The 25,516-nt window shown below is 43.2% G+C and carries 25 protein-coding genes and 1 tRNA gene; 6 read left to right on the forward strand and 20 right to left on the reverse strand.

The genetic code is table 11. The features are described from left to right. Together Q0369_RS09920 and Q0369_RS09925 are read left to right on the forward strand one after the other, a co-directional pair. On the forward strand, positions 1 to 656 hold a 656-nt coding region (locus tag Q0369_RS09920; protein ID WP_298099335.1), incomplete at its 5' end, for an NnrS family protein. 66 nt (positions 657 to 722) lie between these two features. Next, positions 723 to 1,052, forward strand: coding sequence for a cupin domain-containing protein (locus tag Q0369_RS09925; protein WP_297894722.1), 330 nt, complete (start codon positions 723 to 725; stop codon positions 1,050 to 1,052). Between the two features lie 471 nt (positions 1,053 to 1,523). Here Q0369_RS09925 and recJ read toward each other — a convergent pair whose 3' ends face one another. Continuing rightward, positions 1,524 to 3,104, reverse strand: a complete 1,581-nt coding sequence (gene recJ, locus Q0369_RS09930) for a single-stranded-DNA-specific exonuclease RecJ (RefSeq protein ID WP_298099338.1) — start codon at positions 3,102 to 3,104, stop codon at positions 1,524 to 1,526. Beyond that, positions 3,094 to 4,725, reverse strand: coding sequence for a CTP synthase (locus tag Q0369_RS09935; RefSeq protein ID WP_298099342.1), 1,632 nt, complete (start codon positions 4,723 to 4,725; stop codon positions 3,094 to 3,096). The genes recJ and Q0369_RS09935 overlap by 11 nt, the downstream gene beginning before the upstream one ends. Before the next feature lie 138 nt (positions 4,726 to 4,863). On the opposite strand from Q0369_RS09935, the gene Q0369_RS09940 reads away from it, so the two are divergent. From Q0369_RS09940 to Q0369_RS09955, 4 genes are all read left to right on the forward strand, one after another. Next, entirely contained in the window at positions 4,864 to 6,312 is a 1,449-nt protein-coding gene (locus Q0369_RS09940; RefSeq protein WP_298099345.1) for a DUF945 family protein, read from the forward strand. 371 nt (positions 6,313 to 6,683) lie between these two features. Beyond that, positions 6,684 to 9,056 (forward strand): ribonucleoside-diphosphate reductase subunit alpha, encoded by a 2,373-nt coding sequence (locus Q0369_RS09945; protein ID WP_298099349.1) that lies wholly within the window; start codon positions 6,684 to 6,686, stop codon positions 9,054 to 9,056. A gap of 25 nt (positions 9,057 to 9,081) precedes the next feature. Further along, positions 9,082 to 9,972, forward strand: a complete 891-nt coding sequence (locus Q0369_RS09950; protein ID WP_298099351.1) for a site-specific DNA-methyltransferase — start codon at positions 9,082 to 9,084, stop codon at positions 9,970 to 9,972. Beyond that, positions 9,969 to 10,580: a BglII/BstYI family type II restriction endonuclease gene (locus tag Q0369_RS09955; protein WP_298099353.1), complete on the forward strand. Its 612-nt coding sequence runs from the start codon at positions 9,969 to 9,971 to the stop codon at positions 10,578 to 10,580. The genes Q0369_RS09950 and Q0369_RS09955 overlap by 4 nt, the downstream gene beginning before the upstream one ends. A 702-nt stretch (positions 10,581 to 11,282) precedes the next feature. On the opposite strand, the gene Q0369_RS09960 is transcribed toward Q0369_RS09955, so the two are convergent. The 18 genes from Q0369_RS09960 to gltX all read right to left on the reverse strand — a co-directional run. After that, a complete protein-coding gene (locus Q0369_RS09960) occupies positions 11,283 to 13,052 on the reverse strand; it encodes a GTP-binding protein (protein ID WP_298099356.1) in 1,770 nt (589 codons plus the stop codon). After that, positions 13,045 to 14,196, reverse strand: a complete 1,152-nt coding sequence (locus tag Q0369_RS09965; protein WP_298099358.1) for an MBL fold metallo-hydrolase — start codon at positions 14,194 to 14,196, stop codon at positions 13,045 to 13,047. Before Q0369_RS09965 ends, Q0369_RS09960 begins: the two co-directional genes overlap by 8 nt. A 10-nt stretch (positions 14,197 to 14,206) precedes the next feature. Further along, entirely contained in the window at positions 14,207 to 15,598 is a 1,392-nt protein-coding gene (locus Q0369_RS09970; RefSeq protein ID WP_298099361.1) for a hypothetical protein, read from the reverse strand. Positions 15,599 to 15,704: 106 nt separating this feature from the next. After that, the gene (locus Q0369_RS09975) at positions 15,705 to 16,877 is read right to left on the reverse strand and encodes a PAS domain-containing sensor histidine kinase (RefSeq protein WP_298099363.1); all 1,173 of its coding nucleotides are present in this window, start codon (positions 16,875 to 16,877) and stop codon (positions 15,705 to 15,707) included. Continuing rightward, positions 16,868 to 17,566, reverse strand: a complete 699-nt coding sequence (locus tag Q0369_RS09980; RefSeq protein ID WP_298099366.1) for a response regulator — start codon at positions 17,564 to 17,566, stop codon at positions 16,868 to 16,870. Before Q0369_RS09980 ends, Q0369_RS09975 begins: the two co-directional genes overlap by 10 nt. Before the next feature lie 100 nt (positions 17,567 to 17,666). Continuing rightward, entirely contained in the window at positions 17,667 to 18,581 is a 915-nt protein-coding gene (locus Q0369_RS09985) for a DUF3137 domain-containing protein (RefSeq protein ID WP_298099369.1), read from the reverse strand. Between the two features lie 97 nt (positions 18,582 to 18,678). Next, positions 18,679 to 18,900: a hypothetical protein gene (locus Q0369_RS09990; RefSeq protein WP_298099372.1), complete on the reverse strand. Its 222-nt coding sequence runs from the start codon at positions 18,898 to 18,900 to the stop codon at positions 18,679 to 18,681. Positions 18,901 to 18,919: 19 nt separating this feature from the next. Beyond that, positions 18,920 to 19,453, reverse strand: a complete 534-nt coding sequence (locus Q0369_RS09995) for a hypothetical protein (protein ID WP_298099375.1) — start codon at positions 19,451 to 19,453, stop codon at positions 18,920 to 18,922. 95 nt (positions 19,454 to 19,548) lie between these two features. Continuing rightward, the gene (locus tag Q0369_RS10000) at positions 19,549 to 20,070 is read right to left on the reverse strand and encodes a hypothetical protein (protein ID WP_298099378.1); all 522 of its coding nucleotides are present in this window, start codon (positions 20,068 to 20,070) and stop codon (positions 19,549 to 19,551) included. 34 nt (positions 20,071 to 20,104) lie between these two features. Continuing rightward, on the reverse strand, positions 20,105 to 20,581 hold the full coding sequence (locus Q0369_RS10005) for a hypothetical protein (RefSeq protein WP_298099382.1): 477 nt from the start codon (positions 20,579 to 20,581) through the stop codon (positions 20,105 to 20,107). Positions 20,582 to 20,645: 64 nt separating this feature from the next. Next, complete coding sequence (locus Q0369_RS10010; RefSeq protein ID WP_298099386.1) at positions 20,646 to 21,398, reverse strand: hypothetical protein; 753 nt, start codon at positions 21,396 to 21,398, stop codon at positions 20,646 to 20,648. Positions 21,399 to 21,633: 235 nt separating this feature from the next. After that, complete coding sequence (locus Q0369_RS10015; protein WP_298099388.1) at positions 21,634 to 21,813, reverse strand: hypothetical protein; 180 nt, start codon at positions 21,811 to 21,813, stop codon at positions 21,634 to 21,636. A 48-nt stretch (positions 21,814 to 21,861) separates the two neighbouring features. Next, positions 21,862 to 22,251 carry a hypothetical protein gene (locus Q0369_RS10020; RefSeq protein WP_298099390.1) on the reverse strand — a complete coding sequence of 130 codons (390 nt, stop codon included), beginning with the start codon at positions 22,249 to 22,251 and terminating at the stop codon, positions 21,862 to 21,864. Between the two features lie 10 nt (positions 22,252 to 22,261). Continuing rightward, the gene (locus tag Q0369_RS10025; RefSeq protein ID WP_298099393.1) at positions 22,262 to 22,783 is read right to left on the reverse strand and encodes a hypothetical protein; all 522 of its coding nucleotides are present in this window, start codon (positions 22,781 to 22,783) and stop codon (positions 22,262 to 22,264) included. Beyond that, the gene (locus tag Q0369_RS10030; protein ID WP_298023240.1) at positions 22,776 to 23,165 is read right to left on the reverse strand and encodes a hypothetical protein; all 390 of its coding nucleotides are present in this window, start codon (positions 23,163 to 23,165) and stop codon (positions 22,776 to 22,778) included. The genes Q0369_RS10025 and Q0369_RS10030 overlap by 8 nt, the downstream gene beginning before the upstream one ends. 121 nt (positions 23,166 to 23,286) lie before the next feature. Then, positions 23,287 to 23,652 (reverse strand): Imm40 family immunity protein, encoded by a 366-nt coding sequence (gene imm40, locus Q0369_RS10035; RefSeq protein ID WP_298099396.1) that lies wholly within the window; start codon positions 23,650 to 23,652, stop codon positions 23,287 to 23,289. A 450-nt stretch (positions 23,653 to 24,102) separates the two neighbouring features. Then, positions 24,103 to 24,178, reverse strand: a tRNA-Ala gene (locus tag Q0369_RS10040). 78 nt (positions 24,179 to 24,256) lie between these two features. Beyond that, positions 24,257 to 25,516: glutamate--tRNA ligase (gene gltX, locus Q0369_RS10045; protein ID WP_298099399.1), on the reverse strand; the 1,260-nt coding region annotated here is incomplete at its 5' end.

Here is a 25,516-nt window from a genome sequence, read left to right on the forward strand (position 1 = left end):
GCTTCGTGCATATCAACGTCGCGGCAATCGCCGTCGTAAGCTACCGCATAAGCGTGGTAATCGGCAACGAAGCGCTAAGAGAGGCGGGGCTCAAAGACGCCGTTTTTATTCCAAATTTTATCTACAAAAATTTAGCCGCTTTCCTCGCCTTCGCTTTGGCGTTCGCGACGCCATTTTTAAGCGACGCGGCGTGCGGGTTTATCGCGCTTGGCATTGGGTTTTTGTTTTTGGCGAAACTTCGCGAGTTGCACTACGCCGAAATTCTAAGCCGCCACTATATGGCGTTTTACTACGCGTTGCAGGCTGCGTGCGCGGCGGGCTATGCGTGGTTGGGCTGGGAGCTGATACGCGGGGGATACGCTGCCGCGCCGCTGCACGTCATCGCGATCTGCTATATCTACGGAGCGATACTTTTTGTGGGAATGATCGCCGGACAGCGTCACAGCGGAATTTCGCCGCTAAACTTCCCGCGCCTAAGCCGCACGGCGCTCGTTTTGGCTCTGAGCGCGGGGGCTTTAAGAGCCGTTTTTGCGGGCGAGAGCTTTGTTTTATACGTGATGATCCCCTCGGCGCTTTTCATCGCCGCGGTCGCGCTATATCTGATAAATTTCGTTCCGATCTTTCTGAAAAATCCTTTCAGCGCGGATCCGGATTGATGCTCATCAAAGCGGGCTTGCTAAATTTTAGCTACAATCGATCAAATTTCATTTCAAGGAGAGCTTATGCAACACATCAAAAATATCGACGCCGCTAAGGCCGTAGAGCTTGCTTCGCTAGTCGAAGTATCCCCTCATAAGGTGATTTCGCGCACCCTCGCGCAAAATCCTGCGCTGAATATGACGCTTTTTGCCTTCGACGGCGGCGAGGAGATCAGCTCGCACAAATCCGACGGCGACGCGTTCGTTTACGTGCTTGAGGGGGAGGGCGATTTTACGATCGACGGGCAGAAGCACCGCGTAAAAGCGGGGCAAAGCATCGTTATGCCTGCGGGCTTGCCGCACGCGATCTCCGCGCCGGTGCCGTTTAAGTGGTTTTTAGTGGTGGTTTTTTAGCCTCTAAGTTTAAGGGCGGGTCAAATTAAAATTTAGCCCGCCCGCCGCTTCATAAAATTTTATCCGAAATTCCATTCGCAAGGCTATTCTGCCTGTTTTGACTGCTCCCGCTCGCCCTCGCAAAATTTTAAAATTTAGAAACGTTTAAATTTTATTTTCACCGCGCCCAAAAATTTCGCCGAGTTTGCAAACCGTGCGGGAGCTGAAAATAGCGCATCGCGTTTGCGCGCTGTGTCTAGCCCCGAAATCGCACGCTTGAGCTCGCATCGCAAGTCAAATCCATAGCTCGCGCGTTAAATTTCAAAGCCGCGCCGAGCGCGCAATATATATCGGGCGAGTAGAGCAGACGGGCGCTGTAGTAGGGCGACCCTGCCGAGTGCGCAATGCGCAGCCTAGCTCATAGATCGAGCGTTAAATTTAAAGGCCGTGTCCGGCGCGAAATGCCCACCAAGCAGGCCTAAATTTTAAAATTTAGCTCTCGTTCGGAGTCAGCTCCTTGATGATGAGCTCTGGCGTGATCGTGCCGCGGAAGTTGTTTTTGCTAATCGTAAAGATCACATCCACTCGCTCGCCCGCGCGCGGCAAAAAGTTGTAGTTGAAAAACAGCGCCTCGACGCTACCGCCGTTTTTATCAAGCGCCATTTTGATATGCTTGCCCTCCTTGCCGATCTCTCTGATGTTGCGGGCGCGCGCGCCTTTGATACAAAAGAGCGGGCGCGGATTTTTCTGCCCGTAGGGCTCGTAAAATTCCAAAATTTCAAGCAGCTCGAAGTCTATCTGCGACGCGTCCAGCTCGCCCAGCAGATCGTCTTGCGCGCTAAAATCGCTCAGATCCTTGGGCGTAATGCGCTCATTTACGCGCCGCTTAAACTCCTGCAGCAGCGCAGGATCGATCCCCACGCCCGCAGCGCCCTTGTGCCCGCCGAAGGTCGTTAAAATTTCGCTTTGCGAGGAGATCAGCTCTAAAATGTCAAATTTACCGATGCTGCGCGCGCTTCCTTTGGCGCGCGAGTCGCTCACGCTAAAGACGATCGCGGGCTTTTTGTAGGTCTTGCTTAGGCGGCTTGCGACGATGCCGATGATCCCTTCGTGCCACTGCGGTCCCCACACGACGATGACGTTGTCGCTCGGATCAACGCTTTTTACGATCTCGTCGTAGAGGCTTTTTTCCTCCTCTTTGCGCGAGTTGTTGATGGAATTTATCGTCTCTAAGTAGTGGTTTGCCTCTCTGATATTTTTGGCGCATAGGAAGTTATACGACATCGTCGCATCATCCATCCGCCCCGTGCAGTTGATAAGCGGCGCGATCGTGTAGCTGATATCGTCGAATTCGAAGTGTTTTTTAAAATAATGCTCTTTAATCGCCTTGAAGCAGGCGCGGTTCGAGCTATTTAGCCGCTTGATGCCGAAGCGCAAAAGCGCGCGGTTCATATCGCGCAGCTCCATCATATCGGCGATTATGGCGATGATGAGGATATCCATCGAGCTTGCCATATCGTAGTTCACGCCGAGGGTTTCTTTTAGCGCGCCTACGAGATACCACGCTACTTGCGCGCCACAAATTTCGATATTTGGGAAGGTGCAGTCAGGCTGCTTCGGATTGATTATCGCATAAGCTCGCGGCAGCACGGGCGGAGGCATGTGGTGATCGGTAATGATGAGATCGATCCCTTTTTGGGCGCAAATTTCGGCAGCTTCCGTCGCGGAGGTACCGTTATCTACGGTGATGATGAGATCAACGTCCTCAAGCTCGCCTATGATCTCACTGTTTAGCCCGTATCCGTCGGTGAAGCGGTTTGGGATCTTGATAACGTAATCCGCGCCTATTTGATTGAAAAAATCGCTCATTATTACGGTGCTTACGATACCGTCGACGTCGTAATCGCCGACTACGGCTATGCGCTGGTTTTCTTCGATGGCAGTTTTTATGCGCAAAGCCGCCTTATAGGTATCTTTCAGATCGCAGGGTAAGGGAATTTCAGAAATTTTAGTATGCCGATCGTTCGCAAATCTCGATTTTAGAATTTCCCTTATCTCATTTTTACCTAGCATTTTTTATAGATGCTTCGATAAAGCCCAAAATAGCGGGATTTGGGCGCACTAGACGGCTGGTAAATTCTGGGTGAAACTGCACGCCCAGAAAAAACGGATGGTTTTTTAGCTCGACCGCTTCGATAAGCCCGTCGCTCTCGCCGCAGACGATAAGCCCGTGCTTTTCAAACTCGGCGCGGTACTTCGGATTGGCTTCGTAGCGGTGGCGGTGGCGCTCGCGGATGGTCTTTCGCTCGCCGTAAATTTTACCCAAAAGCGAGCCTTTTTTGACGTCGCAGTCATAGCCGCCCAGCCGCATAGTGCCGCCCATAGGGGATTTGTGCGTGCGGATCTGCTTTTTGCCGCTTGCGTCGATGAAGCTGTCGATCAGATAGATCACCGGATCTTCGGTCTGAGGATCAAATTCCGAGGAGTTAGCGTTTTTCAGTTTTAAGACATTGCGCGCAAACTCCACCATCGCAAGCTGCATCCCTAGGCAGATACCCAAAAATGGCACCTTATGCACCCGCGCGTAGTTTATGGCTAAAATTTTACCCTCTATCCCGCGTGAGCCGAAGCCGCCTGCTACCAAAATTCCGTTTACGTCGCGGAAAATTTCATCCACATTTGCAGCTTCAATTTTTTCGCTATCTACCCACTTTAAGCTTATCCGCGTATCAAGCGTAGCGCCCGCGTGGATGATCCCCTCGGTAAGGGATTTATAGCTTTCTTTCAGATCGATATATTTGCCGACGAAGGCGATCGTGGTTTCGTTCGTAGGCACGATGACGCGCTTAACGAGGCTGTCCCAGTTGCTCATATCGACTTCGAGCTTATTTAAGTTTAGAGTCTCCGCGATCGGCGTTAAAATATCCTGCTTCAAAAACGCAAGTGGGATCTGATAGATACTCGCGCTATCGGGGCTTTCGATGACGCAGTTTTTATCCACGCCGCAGCTTAGCGCGATCTTGTCTTTAAGCGCGCGATTTAGCGGCATTTCGGAGCGGCAGATTATCATATCGGGGCTGATACCGATGCGGCGCAGCTCGCCTACGCTGTGCTGCGTGGGCTTAGTTTTGAGCTCGCCCGCTACCTTGATGAAAGGCACGAGCGTGAGGTGGATATTCATCGTATTTACTCTACCAAGCTCCACTCTCATCGCGCGGATCGCCTCTAAAAACGGTAGTCCTTCGATGTCGCCCACGGTGCCGCCGATCTCGACGATCAGCACGTCGTTGCCCTCGCCCGCCTTTTTTATGCGGCGCACGATCTCGCCTACGATGTGAGGGATCACCTGGATCGTCTTACCTAGATAATCGCCCCTGCGCTCCTTTTCGATGACGGAGCTGTAAACTTTGCCCGTGGTGAAGTTGTTATCTTGGCTTAAATTTTCATCCAAGAACCGCTCATAATGCCCAAGATCCAGATCGGTCTCCGCGCCGTCGTCGGTGACGAAAACCTCTCCGTGCTCCAGCGGGCTCATGGTGCCTGGATCGACATTGATATAAGGATCCGCCTTTAGGATGCGCACTTTAAGCCCCGCGTGCTTTAAAAGCGTCGCGATCGATGCCGCCGCAATGCCCTTACCCAGCGAGCTCAGCACTCCGCCGGTGACGAAAATATATTTCGTTTGTTTTGCCATAAGTTTTCCTAAATTTTGATATTAATGCCGCGATTATAACTTCTTTTAGGTTAAAGCACACTAAGCTAGAATTTGAAAATTTTAGAAATTTACGGCAAAATACGCACCCAAATAAATTTTAAATTTAAAGGAGAGATGATGAAAAAGATCATCGCGGCTTTAGTGCTCATCGTAGCGCTTATAGCGGGCGTTTTTGTGGCGACGAAGGACGCTAAAACGGGAGTAGCTAAAAGTGTAAACGATAGCATAACCAAAACGGTTGACGGTGCGGTCGGCAAGAGTGCCAGCGCGGCGATTGAGCAGCAGATTGCGGAATTTATCGCTAGAAACGAAATTTTCGAGACTAAGAGCGCTAAATTTTATCCTGGAGATAGCAACTCAAGCGGCTTTATCGAAGGCGTAGTAAAAAAAGAGAAACTACAAAAAAGCCTTGCTGAAGGCTTTAGTAAGCTAAAGGAAAAAGCAGGCGCGCAAGATAGCAACGATACGGACGAGCCAGATCCTGCTAAAATTTTCCCGGAGGATTTTGCTTTTCGCTACGACTACACTATCAAGCATAGCGTAAAAAACGCTGCGGATGGATTTGAGAGCGACGGAATTTTAACGATTAAGACTCCATATTACGCGGAGCCTTGCAAGAAGCTGTTTAAGACTGACGCGCCGCTTAGCACGCATCTAAACTACGGACCTACAGAGGTTAAATTTAGCGCAAAGCTAGCCGATATAAATGTGCTCGAAGATGGCGGAATGGGACGTCTTGCAGGCCTTAGCCTAAACGGCACGAGCGATATGAGCGGAAAAACGATAAAAGCCTTGGGCTTTAAAATCGGTGAAATTTTTATAGACGACGGCAAGGATTCGGGTCTTGATGTGAAGGATCTTATCTATGAGGCAAACTTTAAAAATGGCATCCAAGATCTAGACGATAATATAACTAAGCTCTTTTTGAATGACATAGATTTTACAGGCAGCACAAAAGAGCTTGTCGTAACTGTAGATAAGCAGCGCTTTGTCGTAGTTACGGATATGAGCACAGAAGGTAGCTACCGCGTAAAAGATGGAATTTTAAATTTCAACGAAAGCGATAAAGCCCAAAGCCTAAAAATCGCCGATGTGCTAGTGCGAAACATCCATTTAGGTGTCGATACCAGCTTTAGCGCCGCACTTTTCGAAAAATATCTGTCTGTTATCTCAAATCCGCAAGAAGGCGAAAAATTAGCGGAAAATAAAGAGCTTTTTATGAAGTTGCTAAAAGATGATATGAAAATCAACGTGAATGATTTTTCGTTTGAAAATAGCCTCGGTAAGAAATTTGCTTTTAATGCAAGCGCGCTAGTAGGCGGCTACATCGACGAGACACAGCTTTTTAAGCGTATGAGCTTGGACGGCAAAGCTACGATAAATACGACCATCACGGACTTCCTATCGCCTTATGACAGCTTGCGCGATTTTGCGCCGATGGCGGAAGTTTACGGCTCGCAGTTTCTTAAGCCAGACGGAGATGGAGTTAAGATGGAGTTTAGCTTCGATAAGGCAAGCAACTCTATGATCTTAAACGGAAAGCCTATCCCGCTACCGCACAACTAAATTCTTAAGCTTTGCGGGCGGATTTTAAGCCTGCCCGCAAAGATCTTTGTTTTCCTACTTTTTCGGCGCAGAATTTCGCAAAGCTCCTCGCAAATTTTTACCTACAAAATTTCGCACCGCTACCATAAAATTCCGCTCGAATTTTACCGCATCTTTTCCGCCCGCTTTATTAAATTTTAAAATCTATAAGCCAAAATAATGACAGATAGACTTAAGCAATTTTGGCTATAATGCGCGCTTTTGCAGCGCAGCTAGCGTAAATTTAAAAGACGGCGGAGATGAGCGGCATTTATTACGCCGCCTCTTTTGACGACGTATTTTATATTGGGAAACTAACGCTAAATTTGCATTTTTAAATTTCAAGGAACGATATGAAAGTAATCAAACGCAACGGCAGAACCGAGGAACTTGACGTAAGCAAGATCAAAAAATACACGAGCGAGGCGGTAGAGGGGCTGGAAAACGTAAGCCTTAGCGAGCTTGAGGTGGACGCAAAGATCCAGTTTCGCGATATGATCACCACAGAGGAGATCCAACAAACCCTCATCAAAACCGCAGTCGAGAAGATCGACGTGGACCGCCCGAACTGGACCTTCGTCGCCGCGCGGTTATTTTTATACGATCTGTATCACAAAGTAACGGGCTTTAGCGGTTACAACAACCTGCGAGATTACTTCGCTCGCGGCGAGGCGGCGGGCCGCATAATGCTCGGGCTTAAGGAAAAATACGATCTTGAGGATCTAAATTCTTATTTGCAGCCGCAGCGCGATTTGCAGTTTAACTATCTTGGCATTAAAACGCTTTACGATCGCTATCTAATCAAAGATAAAAGCGGCGCGCCGATCGAGCTTCCGCAGCAGATGTTTATGGCGATCGCGATGTTCCTCGCGCAAAACGAGCTTGACTGCCAGAGCTGGGCGAAAAAATTTTACGATCTCATATCTAAATTTGAAGTCATGCTGGCTACTCCGACGCTTTCAAACGCCCGCACGACGCGCCATCAGCTAAGCAGCTGCTACGTGGGCTCCACGCCCGATAATATCGAGGGAATTTTCGATAGTTACAAAGAGATGGCGCTTCTGAGCAAATTCGGCGGCGGTATCGGCTGGGACTGGTGTAAGGTGCGCGCGATGGGCGGCAGCATCGACGGGCATAAAAACGCCGCAGGCGGCATCATCCCATTTTTAAAGATCACCAACGACATCGCCGTCGCCGTCGATCAGCTGGGCACGCGCAAGGGTGCTATCGCCGTGTATATCGAGCCGTGGCATATGGACGTGAGCGACTTCCTCGATCTGCGCAAAAACTCGGGCGAGGAGAGACGCCGCGCGCATGAAATTTTCCCCGCGCTGTGGATAAACGATCTGTTTATGAAAAGACTTCAAAGCGGCGGCAAATGGACGCTCTTCGATCCTGCGGAGGTAAGCGATCTGAGCGATCTATATGGCGCGGAATTTGAAGCACGCTACGAGCAGTACGAGGCCGATGATAAAATTTCAAAATCCACCATCCTGGCAAAGGAGCTTTGGAAGAAAATTTTAACGAGCTACTTTGAGACCGGAATGCCGTTTTTATGCTTCAAAGATAACGCCAACCGAATCAATCCAAACGCGCATCAAGGCCTCATCAGAAGCTCAAATTTATGCACGGAGATCTTTCAGAACACGGCGCCGAACCACTACAAAATCAAAGTCGTTTTTGCCGACGGCAGCGAGAGGCTGTTTGAGGAAAACGAAGATGTGGCGACCGACGCGGGCATCGTAAAAAAGGCGAAAAAGATCACCGCGCTAGACACGCTGGGCGGCAAAGAAATTTTTATCGTAGAAAAGGGCTGCAGCGAGGGCGCGACGGCGGTTTGCAACCTCGCAAGCGTAAATTTAAGCAAAATCAACAGCCGCGAGGAGATAGCTCGCGTGATGCCGATCGCCGTGCGAATGCTCGATAACGTCATCGATCTAAATTTTTACCCGCACGCCAAGGTCAAACATACCAATCTAAAAACCCGCGCGATAGGGCTCGGCGTAATGGGCGAGGCGCAAATGCTGGCCGAGCGCGGCGTGAAGTGGGGCAGCTACGAGCACTTCGAGCTGATCGATAGGATAATGGAAAGCGTGAGCTTTAACGCGATCAAGGCAAGTTCAAATTTAGCCGTAGAAAAGGGCAAATACCCTGATTTTGCGGGCTCAAAGTGGAGCGAAGGAATTTTTCCGATCGATTTAGCGAACGAAAACGCCAAAGCGCTCGTTAAGCGCGGCGGGCTTTTTGAGCAGAGCGGCTGCGACTGGAACGGACTGCGCGAGAAAGTAAAGCGCGACGGCATGCGAAACGGCTACCTGATGGCGATCGCGCCGACATCGAGTATCAGCATACTCGTAGGCACCACGCAGACGATCGAGCCGGTGTATAAGCGCAAATGGTTCGAGCACAACCTAAGCGGCATGATCCCGGTCGTCGTGCCAAATTTAAGCCCGAAAACGTGGCAGGCGTACGTACCTGCATACGAGCTCGATCAGCGCCTACTCGTAAAAGCGGGCGCCATCCGCCAAAAATGGATCGATCAAGGTCAGAGCCTAAATATCTTCATGAGCCTGGATAAGGCAAGCGGCGGCTATCTGAGCGAAATTTACACGCTCGCGTGGCAGCTGGGGCTAAAATCGACCTACTACCTGCGCTCCGAAAGCCCAGATAGCGAGAAGCTAAACAACATCGCGGACCGCTCAATCGAGTGCGAAGGGTGTCAGTAAATTTGTCTATATTAAAGGAGTTAATATGATAGTCAATCAAGATATAAAAACATTTTTAAAAACTTTGAAAGATCAAAGTATCAATTTGATAATTACTTCCCCACCATACAATATGGGTAAAGCATATGAAACAAAGACTAGTATTAAAGAATATTTAAAAATACAAAAAGAAGTAATAGCCGATCTTATTAGGGTATTAAAAAACGACGGTAGTATTGCATGGGAAGTCGGGAATTTTATTGCTGATAAAGAAGTTTTTCCACTTGATTTCTATTATTATGAAATTTTTAAAGAATTTGGATTAAAACTTAGAAATAGAATAATATGGCGTTTTGGACATGGACTTCATGCAAGTTCTAGATTTAGCGGCAGATACGAAACCATACTTTGGTTTTCAAAGAGCGACAAATACACATTTAATTTAGATAATGTGCGCATAGCTGCAAAATACCCAGGCAAAAGGCATTTTAAGGGCGACAAAAAAGGCCAATTATCTGGTAACCCTAAAGGTAAAAATCCGTCAGATATCTGGGATATTGTTGTTAACGATTGGGATAAAGAAATTTGGGACATAGTAAATGTTAAAAGTAATCATGTAGAAAAAACACTTCATCCTTGCCAATTTCCAGTCGAACTTGTAGATAGGCTGATTTTAGCTTTAAGTAATGAAGGAGATGTTGTCCTTGATCCATTTGGTGGTGTTGGCTCTACTTTGATTAGCGCAGTTAAAAACAATCGAATAGGCATTAGTGTAGATAAAGAAAAAGAATATTGCAAAATAGCAGAGCAAAGGCTAGAAAAGTTGAAAAATGGAACTTTAAAACTACGAGAGGCGGGGCAGCAAATTTATGTTCCAAAGAACGATAGCATAGCAAAAATTCCACAAGAATGGAAAGGACAAGGAGCATATCAATGAAAATAAAATACATACATTCTCATTTAAATGGATTAGAATTTTTACAAGTACACCATAAAGATAGATGGAAAGAAATTAAACAAGTTATAAAAAATTTAAATGCAAACAACTATAAAACAAAAATTTCCAAAGAAAAAGGTAGACAGAATAATTTACTTTATAATCCATCCGAAATCAATAAGACTTTTAAAACAAATTTTAATAATCTTGGATGGGAAGAAAGTAGACAAACATACTATTTAACCCCTGATCAAGATTTAGCATATGAAACAATGTCGCTTCCGTCAGAACAGCAAAAATCTATAATTGAAGCAAGGAATAAAATAGCTTATATGTCGTATAATCAGACGGATTTTTTAAAGGATAGAATCGCTATTGAAGTCCAGTTTGGGAAATATGCCTTTGTAGCCTATGATTTATTTGTGAAACATATGGCTTTTTATATAGCAAATCAAATTGATGTAGGCATAGAGATAATCCCAACAAAAGCAATGTGTACTGAAATGTCAAGTGGTATAGCTTACTATGAGGGTGAGGTTTATAATGTTTATAGGCAAGGTAGAAACACACCAGCAGTTCCGCTTGTTTTAATAGGGATAGAACCTTAATTTTTAAAAATTTTATCTGTTCTCCCCATTCGATAGCAGCTTGAAATTCAATAGCCAAATATAAACTCCTTGTGCAGTATCACCAAAATTTGGCTATTGGAGGTCTAATTAAAATAAAATTTTGCAAAAAATCCATCGCATATTGTGGTATTGCCCTTTTCTTGAAGTACAAAATTTTATCCGGTTCAAACACCAATTCCTCTTTATTGTTATCAAGGCGGCAGCCAGTAGATGTAGCCCAAGCAGAATATTTACATTCTTGACAAGACAAGCACTGGCCTGCACCGCAAAGAGATAAAAAGGGGTTCACATAATTTATTTAGAAAGATTGTACATAACGGCAATATGTCATCATCATAGACCATAAGCTTTAGCCTCATTGTATAGTCGACTGGGTCATAGATATGGGGGCCTGAACGGCGGGAAAGACAATAAGATATTTAAGGAAAAGTCTTAAATCTCGAGAGCAATTCTATCATTTAGCGTCATCGGTTTCATTTGACGAAATTGAAGCGTTTGAATTTTAAGCGCTAATTTGAGCCTATATTACTTAAATTTCAATGCTTGTGTAGGAGTTTGGGGTTGAAAAACAGATCCGCCACTTTGTGTTGAGGAGGTTTTAAATAATAAAAATCAGGTAACATGGTTATTTGTTTAATTAAGTGTAAAAGTACAATAAAAAAATTTATCTACTTAGAATTTCTATAAATCTAGCGCTTTATTCGCAAGTAAAATTTCCTCCTCTATCCCTCGCCCGATGAAAACCAAAAAATTATCACAGCGTTTGCGGTCGCTAAAAGGCGTTATCTCAAATTTACCGTTTACGAACTGCACGACGTATTGTGCTTCATCATCTTTGAAGCTCGCAAGTCCCTTGATGCGGTAAAAATTTTCCGGTATGTCGCTCATAAATTTGATGAAATTTTGTCTATCGATGCCCTCGGGAAGGTCTTTTTTAAACGAGACTATTCCCTCGTCTTCGTGCGTTGCATGCATCTTGCCCTCGAGCAGGACGGACGCCATATAGGAGGTGTCGCTCTGGCGGTAGAGCAGGTAGTTTGGATTTAGCTCGGCGCCCACCGTCTCGAATATCTCGGCGCAGCGGTTGTTTTGGATCAAAGCTTGTCGTATCCGCTCCTTCTGCTCGCTCGAGATCAGATCGATTTTATTGAGCACTATGACGTCGGCGGCCTTGATCTGCTCGAGCATTATTTTTGATCTGCCCCGCTCTTTTAAAAAATTCGCCCCATCGACGACGGTGACGATGGCACATAGATTGACCTCGTCTTTGATCTCGTTTAGCTCGCTTAAGATATTGAAAGGATTGGCGACGCCAGTGGTTTCAAGCACGATGCTGTCGGGTTTTTTGGGCTTAAGCTGCGAGATCGCGAGCTTGATCTGCCCCGCCATGGAGCAGCAAACGCACCCCTCGTCAATCTCTACGAGTGCGTATTTGGCGTCCAGCAGCGCGCCGTCGAGGCCGATTTTGCCGATCTCGTTTTGGATGATGCCGGTAAATCTATTTTGCGCCGTCTCGTGCTCGATGAAATTTTGGATAAATTTCGTCTTGCCCGAGCCCAGATAACCGGTAATGATGAAAAAATTCGGCCGCTCGCCGCCTTGCATAAAAATTTGCTTTTTATCCTCTTTAGCTAAGCGCAGCAAAAATTTAGACAACGCTGCCGAGCCGGATAGCTTCTTAAAGGATTTATCGTTAAATTTAAAGCATCCGTCACCCGCGTCCTCGCCGTAGATTAAGTTTACAAAAATTTCGCCGCAGAGCGGATCTGCTTTGCTTTTTAAATTTCGATCTTTGTCGTAGATCACGGCGCGAGCCGCTTTTTTGTAAATTTCAAAGCTCTCGTAGCGCGGCTCGTAAATTTTACAAAGCGCGATATGCAAAAAGTTCATAAACGCAAGCGATACCCTAAAGCAGGGGAAATTTTTATCGAGCCCCTCTTTTGCGATGATCTGCTTGCCCTCTACGCAGACGCCGTCCTTTGCGTACGACCTATCTCTGAGCTTTGTTTTAAAAGATAGCGCTATGTCCCGCTCTTGCGGTTTTAAGTAGATCGTAGCGACGCAGAAGTTATTTAAAAGCTCCTCGTGCGCGGAGAAATTTCGCACTTTTGTTAAAAACTCCGGCCCTCCGGCTAAAACGGCTTCAAAAAGCGAGACGTTGTCTAGCAGCTCGTCATTTGCGGAGGGGAAATAATAAAGCTCAAATACGCCCGCATCCTCTTTTACCTCTCGTAAAACGATACCGTAAATTCCGCTGTAAAAGCCAAATTTTATACTCCAGCATTCGTTAAAATAGTTCCCCTTATACATCCCCTGATACCTGCTTGAGGATTTTACGTCGCTATCGTAAAGAGACTTCATCAATATACATCTCATAAGCGACTTGTAATCCTCAAACGAGTATTTAAATTTCAAAGGGAAAATATCTTGAAATTCCATGCTTTTATCCAAATTTAACCTTATCGCCGTTGCCTAGATAATCGGACGTTTTAGTTCTAAATCTAGCCGTGCCTTTTACGATCGGATAGCCCTCGCGGACGAATTTTTGCACGGTCAGCAGACCCGTGCAGTGGTTGCACGCCATGACTTGGTAGTTCCATCTTTTAAGTCCGATAACCAGATCGTCGTATTTAGGATCCCAGTCGTCAAACGGCGAGATATGAAGTCCGCCGTAAAGACCATAGAGCTGATCGTTGTCGTATTTTAGCTCTTTGTATGCGGAATCAGAGAATGTAATAATACCCTGATGACAACATCCCGTAATGCTCACAAGACCTTTGTCTTTGACATTTACGAATATTGATTGTTCGCCAAAAACCCTCGTAATGATAGGGCAATCGTAGCAAAACGTACACATTCCGGGCTCGATCTCATTTCTGCCCTTTTTAAACACTACAAGCTCGCCTTTATGACCCGAATCCTTGATATATTGTCTGCCCTCCGGGTAAAATCCTTCGTGTATGATGATCCTGATGTCGGGCTTATACTTTAAAACGACGGGTAGCGCCCAAAAGTGATCGTAGTGCTCGTGCGACATTATGAGGGTGTCTATTTCGCCGCTTTGTAGCATCTTATCGATCCCCTCCCGCTTAAAACACTCGTGCATCCATTTGTAGGACCAGCCGCAATCAAGCAGATATTTTTTCTTTTCTCCGTTTAGACGCTCTATCTCTATGAGAGCAGAGTAGCCGCCCGCGTTATCGGGATTTACGGAAAGTTTTTTGGTTACCTCCCACGCCTCATCGATCTTATCGGGTAGAAGATGCTTGATTTGTGAAATTCCCTCTTCGTAGCTGCCTTTGGCAAGCCCTTTGCCGTTACCAAACGGTGGCCAGTTAAATAGATATTGATTGACCAGCAGCCCGCCTGCGCCTTTAATATCTCCCATCAGCATCGAGTTATCAAACCAGCTCGTTTCGGAGATATTGGTAATTTCTACGCTTTTAATCGCGCCAAAATCGGTCATCTTTCGCACTTCATCGGGAAGAAAAAATTCTCTCGCAGGAGAGTATGAAAACACTCCCATCGATGCGAGCGCGCCGAGTCCTATGCCTGCCGCACCACCTTTTATAAAATCTCTTCTAGCTTCATTCATCTCAGATCCTTTATTTAAAAATTGTAAGCATATTGCCCACGGCAGGCGCTAGATAAACTACGGCGAGATAGATGATCACACCTATGATAAAGCCTACCACCAAGCCTTTGATAGAATTTTTATTTCTAAAATCGTCTTCCTCGCCTGCTTCCTCCGCCTCTTCCTTCTTGCCGGCAAGCCTCCAGCCCGGCCAGCCGTCCATAAACCAGTAATTTATCAGCATGACGTTGATAAACCAGATCATCGGAATCATAGGGAATTGTTGCGGGTGCGAAAAGCCCTTTTGAGTGCCTAGCAAAAAGTGCGAGACTTGATAATAGACATAGTATAGAACGATAGCCGCTACCATACTTATGATCGTTCTAAGAAGGATATTGACGGGCTTTGAAAATTTATTGACTGCGTTATTGCAGTAAAATTTAATAAATAGCACCGGCACCAGCCAAAATATAGCTATCTCGCCTACGTGCAGCCAGCGCCAATCGGGCGCAAAAAGCCTTCTATCGCCTCTAATATGCACGCCCCAGATGAGCTCTTGCAGATAGTAAAAGAAAAACGAAAAGCAAAATGCCATCGCTATAATGCCGAAAAACGACGCCGTCCTTCTAAGCCAGTTCGTCTTAATAAGGCTAAAAGGATACCTCTCCCAGATGGTCTCATACACCCACACCATAACGGTACAGCACATAATCCATGCGATATTGAAATTTCCGTGCACGGTATCGGCGAAGTTGTGCCACCAAGGCGGAGTGATGGATGTGTATTTTTGCCACGGATCGAATAAAATTCCCATTTGCGAGTGGAAAAATACGAAATATACGATCATACTTAATAAAAAGGTCCAGATAAAAACGGTAAAGCCTTTAACGGGCTGCTTTAGCTTTTGCCACGGCGAATTATCCGCAGCCACCACCCAAGAAGGACTTAGCCACGACGCGATAGCTGCAAACATCAAAATAGCCTGTGCCGAGTATTCAAGCGCGTAAAAATCGGTTATGCCAAGCTCCGCAAGTCTTCGCGGACTAAAATACGATATGGCAAGCTCGCCTAGAATAAATTCGAAGAATATCTTTAAGAATACGAAGAAGGTAAAAAATACCATCACCGTAAAGATAATGCCCTTTTTCGCCGGCCCCGCCGTATAGAGCCACTCTCTTTTAAATGGCCAAAAATCAAAAATATACGCGATCCAGATGATGACTACTAGCAGCCATCTGCACCACATATATCCCACGTATGGAGTATACATCCTCATCAGTCCCCTAGGATCTTGAAAGATCCACCACGATGCGTAAAACACCACAAATAAAAACAGAGTGTTTACAAGCACCGATGTGAGCGGAGAATACCTTCTAACAAGCTTCCGCTCTTCCAGATAAATTTTCTCTTCAGGTTCGCTCATCGCTTCCTCCTTACACAAAATTTAATCTTTATTAAATTATATAAAAAGAGTGCAGCCCATTTGTAGCGTAAATTTGGATTAAATTTTAAATTGTCTCAGAAAAGCTTCATTTCGGAAGCTTGATGATGAAATTTGAACCGCCTTTTAGGCTCTCTACGACGAGCGAGCCCTTGCAGTGATCTTCGATGATGATCTTTGACATATATAGCCCGATGCCTGTGCCGTTTTTGCTAGCTTTGGTAGAAAAATACAGATCGAAAATTTTATCCGCGATCTCCTTTTTGATGCCGCCTGCATTGTCTTTTACGCTTAAGCAAAGATAAGATTTTTCGATGTAGGTTGAAATTTCGATAACGCCGTCGTCGATATTTCTTTCCAAAAAGGCGTCCTGCGCATTTTTTATGATGTTTAAGATAACCTGAGAAACTTCGTTTTTATATGTGAGCAGAGTCTGGTTGCAGCCATATTTCGCGTAAATTTTAATCTTTTGGTTTTGTAGTATCGCTTTTACGATATTTATCGCCATATTGCAAAGCTCCTCTAAGCTCGTAACCTCCTTGATCTTGGCGGGCTTAAAGAAATTTCTAAATTCATCGATCGTTTCGGATAGGTGCTTGGAGTACTGCTCGATCTTGCCGAGCTCCTCCAAAAGGGCGGTTTTGTCAAATTTATCCGCCATCAAGCAGCCGGCGCTCAGATACGAAGCCGTAGCCGAGATAGCGGACAGCGGCTGCCTCCACTGATGCGCTATCATATTTAAAATTTCGCCCATCTGAGCGAGCCTTGATTGATACTGCAGCTGCTCGTCTTGGCGCCTTATGAGCTTTAGCTGCTCCTCGATCTCGTGGTTGAGAGTTAAATTTAGCCGCTTGACCTTCAGCCTGCTTTGTTTTAATTTCTTCTCCGCCATCACTCTTTTGGTGATATCCACCACTATCCAAAGCACCTCGTCGTTTCCCGATATGGAGTCGCCCGAAATTCTAATCCACAGCCCTTTGCCGCTTTTGTGCCTTAGCTCGTAGTTTAGCTGCAAGGCCTCGTTTTTCCTTACTTTATTAAAGGCGATATCTGCGAAATGCAGGTATTTTTCCTCGCTTAGATGTATGGTTTGCGCGGATTTACCGATGATCTCGTCGTATTCGTAACCGAAAATTTTACAAAAGGTCTCGTTGCACTCCATAATATTTCTTTTCTTGTCCACGATGAAGATGCCGACGCCGGAATTTGAAAATATCGTCTCAAATCTCTGATGATTTTTCTTGATGTCTACTATCGCCATTTTATTCTGTATCCTTGCGAGTAGATGTTTTCTATCAGCTTGTAGCCTATTTTTCGGTGAAATCTGGATATGATATTTCTTACCCGTTTGTCGTCATATCCGCCATAGTCCTCAAACAGCTCGTTTTCTATCTCAAGGCCGCTTGCGATCCGCCCGCTGGAACTTAAAAGCAGCTGCAATAATGAAGTTTCGTTTTTGGTTAGTTTGATAATTTCGCCCGCTTTAGATAGAGTTGAGCTCTGCTTGTCCCAAACGAAATCGCCGCTTAGATAAATAAACTTTGCGGGTTTGGTTTCGATACTTTGCGTGATTTTTTCAAGCACGCTTAGTAGATCCTCGGTTGTAAATGGCTTTAGTATGTAGCCGTCCACGCCGATGGATATGGCTTTGGTAAAAAATTTAGACTCATCGTAGGCTGAGAAGATGACCGTTTTTACCGAAGGATCGATCTGTTTGATCCGCTCTAACATCTCAAGCCCGTTTATGCCCGGCATATTGATATCGGTAAAAACAATGTCCGCTTTGCCCGCTTTAAATTTATCGATGCCCTCCTGCGCGTCGCCGCAGTCGGTAACCTGATGAAAGAATAGTTTTAAAATTTTTGTGGTCTGCTGCTTTACCTCATTATCATCCTCGACATATAGGGCGCGCATACTGCGAGTTTGAGCCTGTATTTCAGCTATATCCATAATGCGCCCTCCTTTTTAAATTTATCCTTTATCGCACCGTTATCGCAAATTTTATTCTGCCCGCCGCGATCGCGCTTTAAATTTATAAAACCGAATACTTTTATTCCACCTGCCCGAGCTTTTTAAGATAGGCAAAAATTTTAGCGATCTCGATCATTTTATTTAGGCTTTCGAGTAGCTTCGCGCTTTGCGAGCTCGGCGCGGATTTGAAAATTTCGCTATTTTCAACGCCGATTACGAGGCTGTTCTCGCCCAAATAGAGCTCGGTTTTGCCGAACAAATTTACGGTGATCGTTTGCATATTTTCTAAAATTTTTTTGTTTTGCAAAAATGCGGCGGCGGCGGGGTTGTTTAGATATACGTCAAACGACGCGCTTAGGTGCGGGCTGTCTTTAAGCAGCTTCAGATCCGACGCGCCGAAGATGAACTCTCCGCGCGGCACGACCAAAATTTGGCTATCGAAGGTCTCGCTAAAATCAAATTTTGCAAAAAGCCCGTCAAAGATCGCAGTATCATCCTTCTTTTTAAGATGCAAAATTTTATCCAGCTCAAATACTCGATTTTCTCTGTTTTTATCAAAATCGCGGCTTAGGCAGATGTCGCCGATTTTTATGCCAAATTCGGGCGTCTTGCCTACTATAGCGTGCTTGCAAGTGCATAGATTTGCCTCTTTACGGAGCGGATTTTTGTAAATTTCATCGAGTAAAAATGCGCCGAAGGGCTGAAAGGTAAGACGCAGCTCCTTTGCGATCCAAAGCAGAAATTCATTCTTAAAGGCCTCTTCACTGAGCGCTTCAAATTTACGCGAAATACGCACGGCTAGGTATTTGTAAGCAGGATAAGCAAGAGCTAGCAGCACCAATAAAAACAGGAATGAGAAATCTCCGAAATCCTTGCGCATAGCAATAAACAGCGCCAGCACTACCGCCGCCACGCCGCCACGCGCCTTCCAAAGCGCCACATTGCGCGCTTCATCTAGTTTTTGCTTTTTTAATTCGTAAGAAACAAGGCTCATCGCTATCCCCGTGAGTGAAATTTGACGCTCATTATAGCGAAAAATGGGATTAAATCAAGCCATATGATAAGTGCGTTGCTATTTATAAGGTGGGTTTTTATAATAGCTCAAAAGCATATAAATCGCCGTCTTTTTCTCTACATTTTACAATATCGCCATGTTTGAATTCTAAAATTTCATCCAGTTCGGATTCAAATTTCGTCGTATCGGTAATTTTAAAAATATATTGCGCGATTTGAGCAGCCTTTACCGGGCGCCATACATCGATATCTTCATTCAAAATTTTTATAAAAATTTCTTTATCGGTCGCGCTCGCCATATTAAATCTTTCTGTCCGGTTATTTAAAATTCTTTCTGCCGAGCCACAATTTAAGATACTTTAATACGGGTCTTAAATAATCATTAGTAGCGCTGGCTTTAAAGGTGCTCGCGCCCGATTCTATCAAATACCAGCTATATCCGTCATCCTTTAAAATATTCATTTTGCGATGTTTGGCCTCAGCATTTGCGTCCGATATCTCTATATCCAGTACTTTATTTTCAATATTCATCTGTACCGATAGATTAGGACTTAGATCATATATGAAACGGTTAAAATCTTTGATGATATGCGTATTATATACGTCATCGATCATCTCGGCTCTTCTCTTCTGAAAAATTTTCTTCTCTATTGGATCGCTGTCGACAAGCCCTCCATAATGATCTTCATCGGTTGCGGCCTCTTCGTAAGACGCGGTAAAACATCTAAAATATTCCCCATACATTCCAAATTTCCAATTCGTAGGCACCGTTTCATCGATTACTTGAAAATATTTAGTACCAAATTGACTCCAATACCAAATTCCTTCATACGGTAATATACAATAATGCATCTCCCCATTTATATATTGAATGCCATAAACAAAATAGGTTCTGTTTAATCTCAGATACTCATGCCTATCTTCTTTTATACATTTTACAATCATTTTTAATCGTCCTTAAATTTGAAATCATCTACGGCCTCTATGATAGGCGGTTCGTTTTTATCGCCTATTATACTATTTCTAACAAGTTCTGTAAAAAATTCTTTGTTTTTGGATTTGTTGATTGCCTCTTTTATAGTATTAAAGGATAATTTTAAATTCTTTAAATTGCCGTCTATAATGCAAAAACCGCTTTTCTCACACAATGATATTATGCCCCTTAATACGGCTTCATACTCGGATCTAAAATCGATACGAAACGTAACGGACTCTATTATATTATTAGTATCAAAAAATACCTCTAGGCGGTTGCCATTTTCGCTTCCGTATAGATCTATTTCGTTAGACCAAGATTTTTCGGGCTTTAATAGGCGCGAAATTTCAGAAAATACCTCTTTTTTGATCTTTGCTTTTTTCCAATATTTATCGTCTTCAAAGAGCTTTATATTGCCATATTGCCGGTCGTATTGCAGATCGTATGTATCGCTTTTGGGTAGAATAAAAAACTCACATTGCCAAATTGCCATATCTTCCTTCCTCAAATATTTTCATTATAAAATTTTAAAAGTAATACACATAGCAGCCTCGGTCATCGTATATATCAAATAAAATCGAAAATTTCTCTTTATTGTTTGCGGCTAATTGAACTCTGATATTCAAAGATGGCTCTTTTGCCAGCTCAAAATTAAAATGGTGCAGCAGTATGGACCTCAAAAAATTTGGCTCAAGCGCCTTTTCTTTTATAAAGATAACGCCCGCTCTGGCGCCGTTTTTATAAGGCTTAGCTTTTGTGTATTGCCCCTTCATATTTTTAAGAAGATACTCCTCTATTTTCTCATCTCTTTCCCAAAAAAGAATTTTATAAACTAGGCTATCTAAGTGGCTTGCTTTTGAAATTAAAAACATAACTAGCCTTATTTTAGCCTCTACATCGATATTTTCAAAATCTATTCTAGACTTGACTATGCCTCTTTTATTTCTATTTATTTTTCTAAATTCTATATCGAAATTAGTTGGATCTATAATGCTTTTTATCATTGCCGCCATCTTTCAAAGCCCTTTTGCTGCGTGATATTATGCAAGCTCGCTTTAAAATCCTTATCTACTTTTTCCATTTAAATTTTAATCTCTTTCGCTTAATTTTTATAAAATTTTCCAACTCTTTATCGGTAAAATTTAAAACCTCTTTTCGATTTTGTAAATTTACATAAGTGTGCCTTATATCGCAATTACCGACAAAGGCGGCTTCCCAGTTCTTAATTAGCCAACTCGAGCTTATCGCATATTCCCGTCCTTTATTCGAGCGCATTTTATCGCTATAGCCAATAGGCGCAAACATACCGGAATAAAACCCCTCCAGATAGGGTAGTCTCGGGCATCCTTCCGTATCGGTTGCGACGATAAATTTTATCTTTCGATCATATGGACGAAAAGCCTTGTGACACTCTATAATATCTCCATTTTTTAGATCGTCTTTGAATTCTAAAAATTTATAAGTAAATTTTGCAGGAATTTTATCATTTATCCTTTTATATTCGGTCACAGAGCTATCGTAATAAGAAAATATGCTTATATTTCTGGATGGCTCGGTATCACATATAAAATCTAAATTTTCCAATACCCACTTTTTAGAAATCAAACCATTATTATTTTTCACATTAGCTTCCGGCGGCAATATTATGAATTCGCCTAATTTATCGCCGTTTATACGCAGCAAGTTATTCCAGTTACAAAATAAAAACCGCCTTTGATCGATCTGCAATATATCGCCCTCCGCGAAAATTTCTCTAAAATTGTTAATCGAAAATTTCCTTCTACCTCTTACGGGTATTATCTTTTTATAATTTCTTTTCATGGTCTTTCTTCTATTTTATTATTAAATCGCTGCGCACTTGCTAAATCCCTAGATGCAAAATATATAAATCGTTTTTAATTGCCGAATCGATTAGTTCCAATAGACTGTCTAATTGCTCGATAACCGAGGATTTATTTAACACACAATTTTTATCAAAAACAATTTGCTCATCCGCGCTCAAGAAAAGCGACCTCCAAGAGCATATTATATCTCTAAATTTAGCTTTATCTTCTATCTAGCTATAGCCATAGTAATTTAGACCTTTTTTCAAATTTACCTCATCGTTCCATGTGGTTTGTACCCACTCAAGAGAGTACGAAATGCGAAGTATCAGATCATCGCTAATTACTACGCAACGCTCTTTAGAGAAGATATTTTCTTTTGTCTTTTTGAGTAAAAATTCATGTTTAGGCATATGGCTCCTTATTGTTTTAAAATATGACTTTAATAAAGCTCGATCTAGCTATTCGCCAAATTTCATCCAAGAGACGGCGTATTCTTGTGTTTCATCTCTAAAATATTTGCTAATTATATTATATTCGTCTTCTTTTGCAATATTTATAATTGTCTCAACAAAGCCGGTACAAAACGCCGTGCCGATGTATTCGTCTTCGCTTGCCGCTCCCTTTTCAACAAAATCAAAAATTTCATTTCTTGTCTTTTCGTCCAAATCATCAAAAATTTTAATCGTAGTTTCTGCAAAAGATGCAAGCAACCACAATAAGCTAGGTATGTACTCCATATCGAAAGGAAATATCTGCTCTTGATAGGCGTTAAAATATGCCCTGTTTTTCTTTATAAAGAAATAGATATATTCCTCATACTTGCCTAAATCAGTCTCTATTAAGCGCATTTGCCAATCCTTATAAATTTTTGCCCTTATAATACTTCTCCCAAAATTTTATCGCATTTTTTATCTCCTTTTCAAAATGTTTGAATGGTATATAAATTTCTTCTTGTTCGTAGGGTTTTAACTTTTTATATTTCTTGGAATGCGTAATTCTCGCAATATCTTCATAATTTTTTTGTAAAAAATCTATGATTATTTTTACCTCATCTCTGCTAAATTGTTCCGCTCGCGCCCGCCATATAGGCGGCATAAGCGCTTGAATGAACATATCCTCTATAACCTCCTCATCGCCGAAGCGCTCGTAAAAATCAATAAAATCCAGGATATAATACCTAAAGGCATAGTCATTGAAAACCTGCAAATCTCCCGATAAAAGTTTGATCGTGCTATGGTCTAAATCACACAGATCTTTACTGCACAGATCTTGCTCGACAAGCTCATCCTTTTGTACAGGATTTGTTATAATTTCCGGCTTTTGCAGTTTAAGCCGCGCCTTTAGCGCTTTTATTTTAGTATGCAATTCAAATTTATCCATCTAGGCAGTATATGTCGTTGTCCAAATCCACATTATTATCTGCTAATAGTTTCAGTAAATTTGCATTATAATATAGACCGGGCATGCTATTATAACTGTAAACTACGACTCTTAGCAGCTTTTTCACGCTTTGTAATTTTATACTCCTCGCGACATTTATATCTGCTAAAAATTTTTTAATTAGATCTCCCGCAAAAGGTATATCATAAAATTTTTCCTCTATGCTAAAGCCAAAATTTCTGTATTTTAAAATAGAACCTTTTAGTTTCAAATCTCCTTTTTGCCAGACTTTTGTTGCAGATATGCCGTTGCTGCTTATTGTTTCGGATAGATCCCTATCGCTTTCGATCGATAGGATTAGGATTACTTTGTTGCTTTTCAAGATCGCTCCTAAAATCTTTTATATCCCATCTACGCACACTTCGGCATTCAGTTCGGCACACATTTTATATTTATATGAAGATGAGCAAAACCAACATATTCTGTATTGTAAGCTAAAATTTTCATTTAGGCACCCGCCCAGGGCTAATGACTGGGCAGTATGCAAAATCATCTCCGTTTCTAGCGCGATAATTAGTGATATATTGGGTTGCTACTTCAAATGCATCGTTATCTTCCGATTCAATACTCCAGCAATCGTATGTGATTATGGGCTCATTGCCGCTTAGGCGATATACATCCCCTCCTACGATAATCATACCTTTATCTCTTGTAATTTTTAGCACCTCCATTACATCGTCAAATCTCCAAGCGATTCCATAAATTCCGTACTCTTCCCTTAAGCGTATACCGCGCTCTAACAGATCCTGCGGCACGATATTTACGTAATCTTCATCTATAAACGCCGCGCCATCTTCTTCAACTGACATAATCTCTCCTTCCATTAAAATTTAATTTATTGCAAAGACTTTTCTATATCGTTTATTAGGCGATGAAGCGTTTCGAGACGACTAGAACTCGGATTATTTTGGTTCAAAATTCTAAAATATCACTATACTTTATCGTATTTGCATCGCGCTCGTCAAAAGATGGAGGTATATATTTTTCGTTCATCTTAATGATTTTCGCGATATAGTTCTCGCTTATGCCGTTTTTTGGTTTTTTGTGCGATATATGCGCCAAAGGGCTTTTGGACGATATTTATCGCTCTTTCTGTAAATAGGTTTTAACTAACCTAGTAACTAACTGAATTATTCTAAAATAATTATAACATAAAAAGAAACAAAAATAATTAAAATTACTAAAAGCCCTAGATATCGGTATTTAAAGGAAGTAAAAGAGATCTAAAAGAAGTGATTAAAATTTAAAAATAGCTTAAATGGTGGAGTTAAGCGGGATCGAACCGCCGACCTCTTGAATGCCATTCAAGCGCTCTCCCAACTGAGCTATATCCCCATAAGTGGCGGCTATGATAAATTCCGCCACTTAGTCTGTCAATATTAAATTTTTAATTCATTGCCATCAGATTAAATCTTAAGCATTTTGCCCGTGAATAAAATCAATAGCACGTTGAATTCGGCTTAATACGCGCTCACGTCCGATTCCTACTAAGGTCACATCCATAGACGGCGATTGCCCTGCACCGGTCACGGCGACACGCAACGGCATCCCCACTTTCCCCATGCCTACCTCTAATTCGGCAGCGGTTTGTTCAATGGCTTCGTGAGTAGAATGCAAATCCCAAGTGGAAAGTGCGGTCAGTTTTTCTTTTACTTTTTCAAGGGCTTCAACTGCGCCCGCTTTGAAATGTTTTTTCACTGCGGCTTCATCAAAATCGTCAAACTCTTCAAAGAAATAACGGCTGGCAAGCGCCATTTCACGTAAGGTTTTACAACGATCCGCCAACATGGTGATGATTTCCGTTAATGCCGGGCCGTTAGACGTGTCAATGCCTAAATCCTGATATTGCCAGGCTAAATGTTTCGCAACGTAGTCCGCCGGCAATTCACGAATGTAATGATGGTTCAACCACAATAATTTTTCAGTGTTAAAGGCACTGGCAGATTTACTCACGGAGTGTAAATCAAATAAATCAATCATTTCTTGGCGGGTGAAAATTTCCTGATCGCCGTGCCCCCAGCCTAAGCGCACTAAATAGTTGATAAGCGCTTCCGGCAAATAACCTTCATCACGATATTGCATCACGCTGACGGCGCCGTGACGTTTGGAAAGTTTTTGACCATCGTCCCCGTTAATCATGGAAACGTGCGCATACACCGGAATCGGTGCGCCAAGGGCTTTCAAAATGTTAATTTGACGCGGGGTGTTATTAATATGGTCTTCACCTCGTACAACGTGAGTAATGCCCATATCCCAGTCATCCACCACCACGCAGAAGTTATAGGTCGGTGAACCGTCGGTACGGCGGATAATCAAGTCATCCAATTCACTGTTGCTGATTTCAATGCGTCCACGTACCGCATCATCAAATACCACAGAACCCTCTGTTGGGTTCTTAAAACGCACCACGTGCGGTTCATCGGCAGAATGTTCGGCATGATCATGCAAGCAATGGCGGTCATAACGTGGTTTTTCTTTATTTTGTTCTTGTGTATGACGTAATGTTTCCAAACGTTCTTTGGTACAGTAACAACGGTATGCCAAACCTTGCTCAATCATTTGGTCGATCACTTGGTTATAACGATCAAAGCGCTTAGTTTGATAGTATGGACCGTGCTCCCAAGCCAAATCTAACCATTCCATCGCTTCTAAAATCGCCTGTGTAGCTTCCGG

This window comes from uncultured Campylobacter sp. (genome assembly GCF_938030685.1).
Taxonomy (GTDB): domain Bacteria; phylum Campylobacterota; class Campylobacteria; order Campylobacterales; family Campylobacteraceae; genus Campylobacter_B.

Excerpts from the sequence above, each read along its gene's own strand:
- Q0369_RS09985 (WP_298099369.1), bottom strand. The coding sequence starts at position 18,581 with ATGAGCCTTGTTTCTTACGAATTAAAAAAGCAAAAACTAGATGAAGCG.
- Q0369_RS10005 (WP_298099382.1), bottom strand. The coding sequence starts at position 20,581 with ATGATAAAAAGCATTATAGATCCAACTAATTTCGATATAGAATTTAGA.
- Q0369_RS09990 (WP_298099372.1), bottom strand. The coding sequence starts at position 18,900 with ATGGCGAGCGCGACCGATAAAGAAATTTTTATAAAAATTTTGAATGAA.
- Q0369_RS09945 (WP_298099349.1), top strand. The coding sequence starts at position 6,684 with ATGAAAGTAATCAAACGCAACGGCAGAACCGAGGAACTTGACGTAAGC.
- Q0369_RS09970 (WP_298099361.1), bottom strand. The coding sequence starts at position 15,598 with ATGAGCGAACCTGAAGAGAAAATTTATCTGGAAGAGCGGAAGCTTGTT.
- recJ (WP_298099338.1), bottom strand. The coding sequence starts at position 3,104 with ATGCTAGGTAAAAATGAGATAAGGGAAATTCTAAAATCGAGATTTGCG.
- Q0369_RS09975 (WP_298099363.1), bottom strand. The coding sequence starts at position 16,877 with ATGGCGATAGTAGACATCAAGAAAAATCATCAGAGATTTGAGACGATA.
- Q0369_RS09995 (WP_298099375.1), bottom strand. The coding sequence starts at position 19,453 with ATGCATTATTGTATATTACCGTATGAAGGAATTTGGTATTGGAGTCAA.
- imm40 (WP_298099396.1), bottom strand. The coding sequence starts at position 23,652 with ATGTCAGTTGAAGAAGATGGCGCGGCGTTTATAGATGAAGATTACGTA.
- Q0369_RS10010 (WP_298099386.1), bottom strand. The coding sequence starts at position 21,398 with ATGAAAAGAAATTATAAAAAGATAATACCCGTAAGAGGTAGAAGGAAA.
- Q0369_RS09925 (WP_297894722.1), top strand. The coding sequence starts at position 723 with ATGCAACACATCAAAAATATCGACGCCGCTAAGGCCGTAGAGCTTGCT.
- Q0369_RS09935 (WP_298099342.1), bottom strand. The coding sequence starts at position 4,725 with ATGGCAAAACAAACGAAATATATTTTCGTCACCGGCGGAGTGCTGAGC.
- Q0369_RS09955 (WP_298099353.1), top strand. The coding sequence starts at position 9,969 with ATGAAAATAAAATACATACATTCTCATTTAAATGGATTAGAATTTTTA.
- Q0369_RS09940 (WP_298099345.1), top strand. The coding sequence starts at position 4,864 with ATGAAAAAGATCATCGCGGCTTTAGTGCTCATCGTAGCGCTTATAGCG.
- Q0369_RS09950 (WP_298099351.1), top strand. The coding sequence starts at position 9,082 with ATGATAGTCAATCAAGATATAAAAACATTTTTAAAAACTTTGAAAGAT.
- Q0369_RS10000 (WP_298099378.1), bottom strand. The coding sequence starts at position 20,070 with ATGGCAATTTGGCAATGTGAGTTTTTTATTCTACCCAAAAGCGATACA.
- Q0369_RS09980 (WP_298099366.1), bottom strand. The coding sequence starts at position 17,566 with ATGGATATAGCTGAAATACAGGCTCAAACTCGCAGTATGCGCGCCCTA.
- Q0369_RS10020 (WP_298099390.1), bottom strand. The coding sequence starts at position 22,251 with ATGCGCTTAATAGAGACTGATTTAGGCAAGTATGAGGAATATATCTAT.
- Q0369_RS10015 (WP_298099388.1), bottom strand. The coding sequence starts at position 21,813 with ATGCCTAAACATGAATTTTTACTCAAAAAGACAAAAGAAAATATCTTC.
- Q0369_RS10025 (WP_298099393.1), bottom strand. The coding sequence starts at position 22,783 with ATGGATAAATTTGAATTGCATACTAAAATAAAAGCGCTAAAGGCGCGG.
- Q0369_RS09965 (WP_298099358.1), bottom strand. The coding sequence starts at position 14,196 with ATGAATGAAGCTAGAAGAGATTTTATAAAAGGTGGTGCGGCAGGCATA.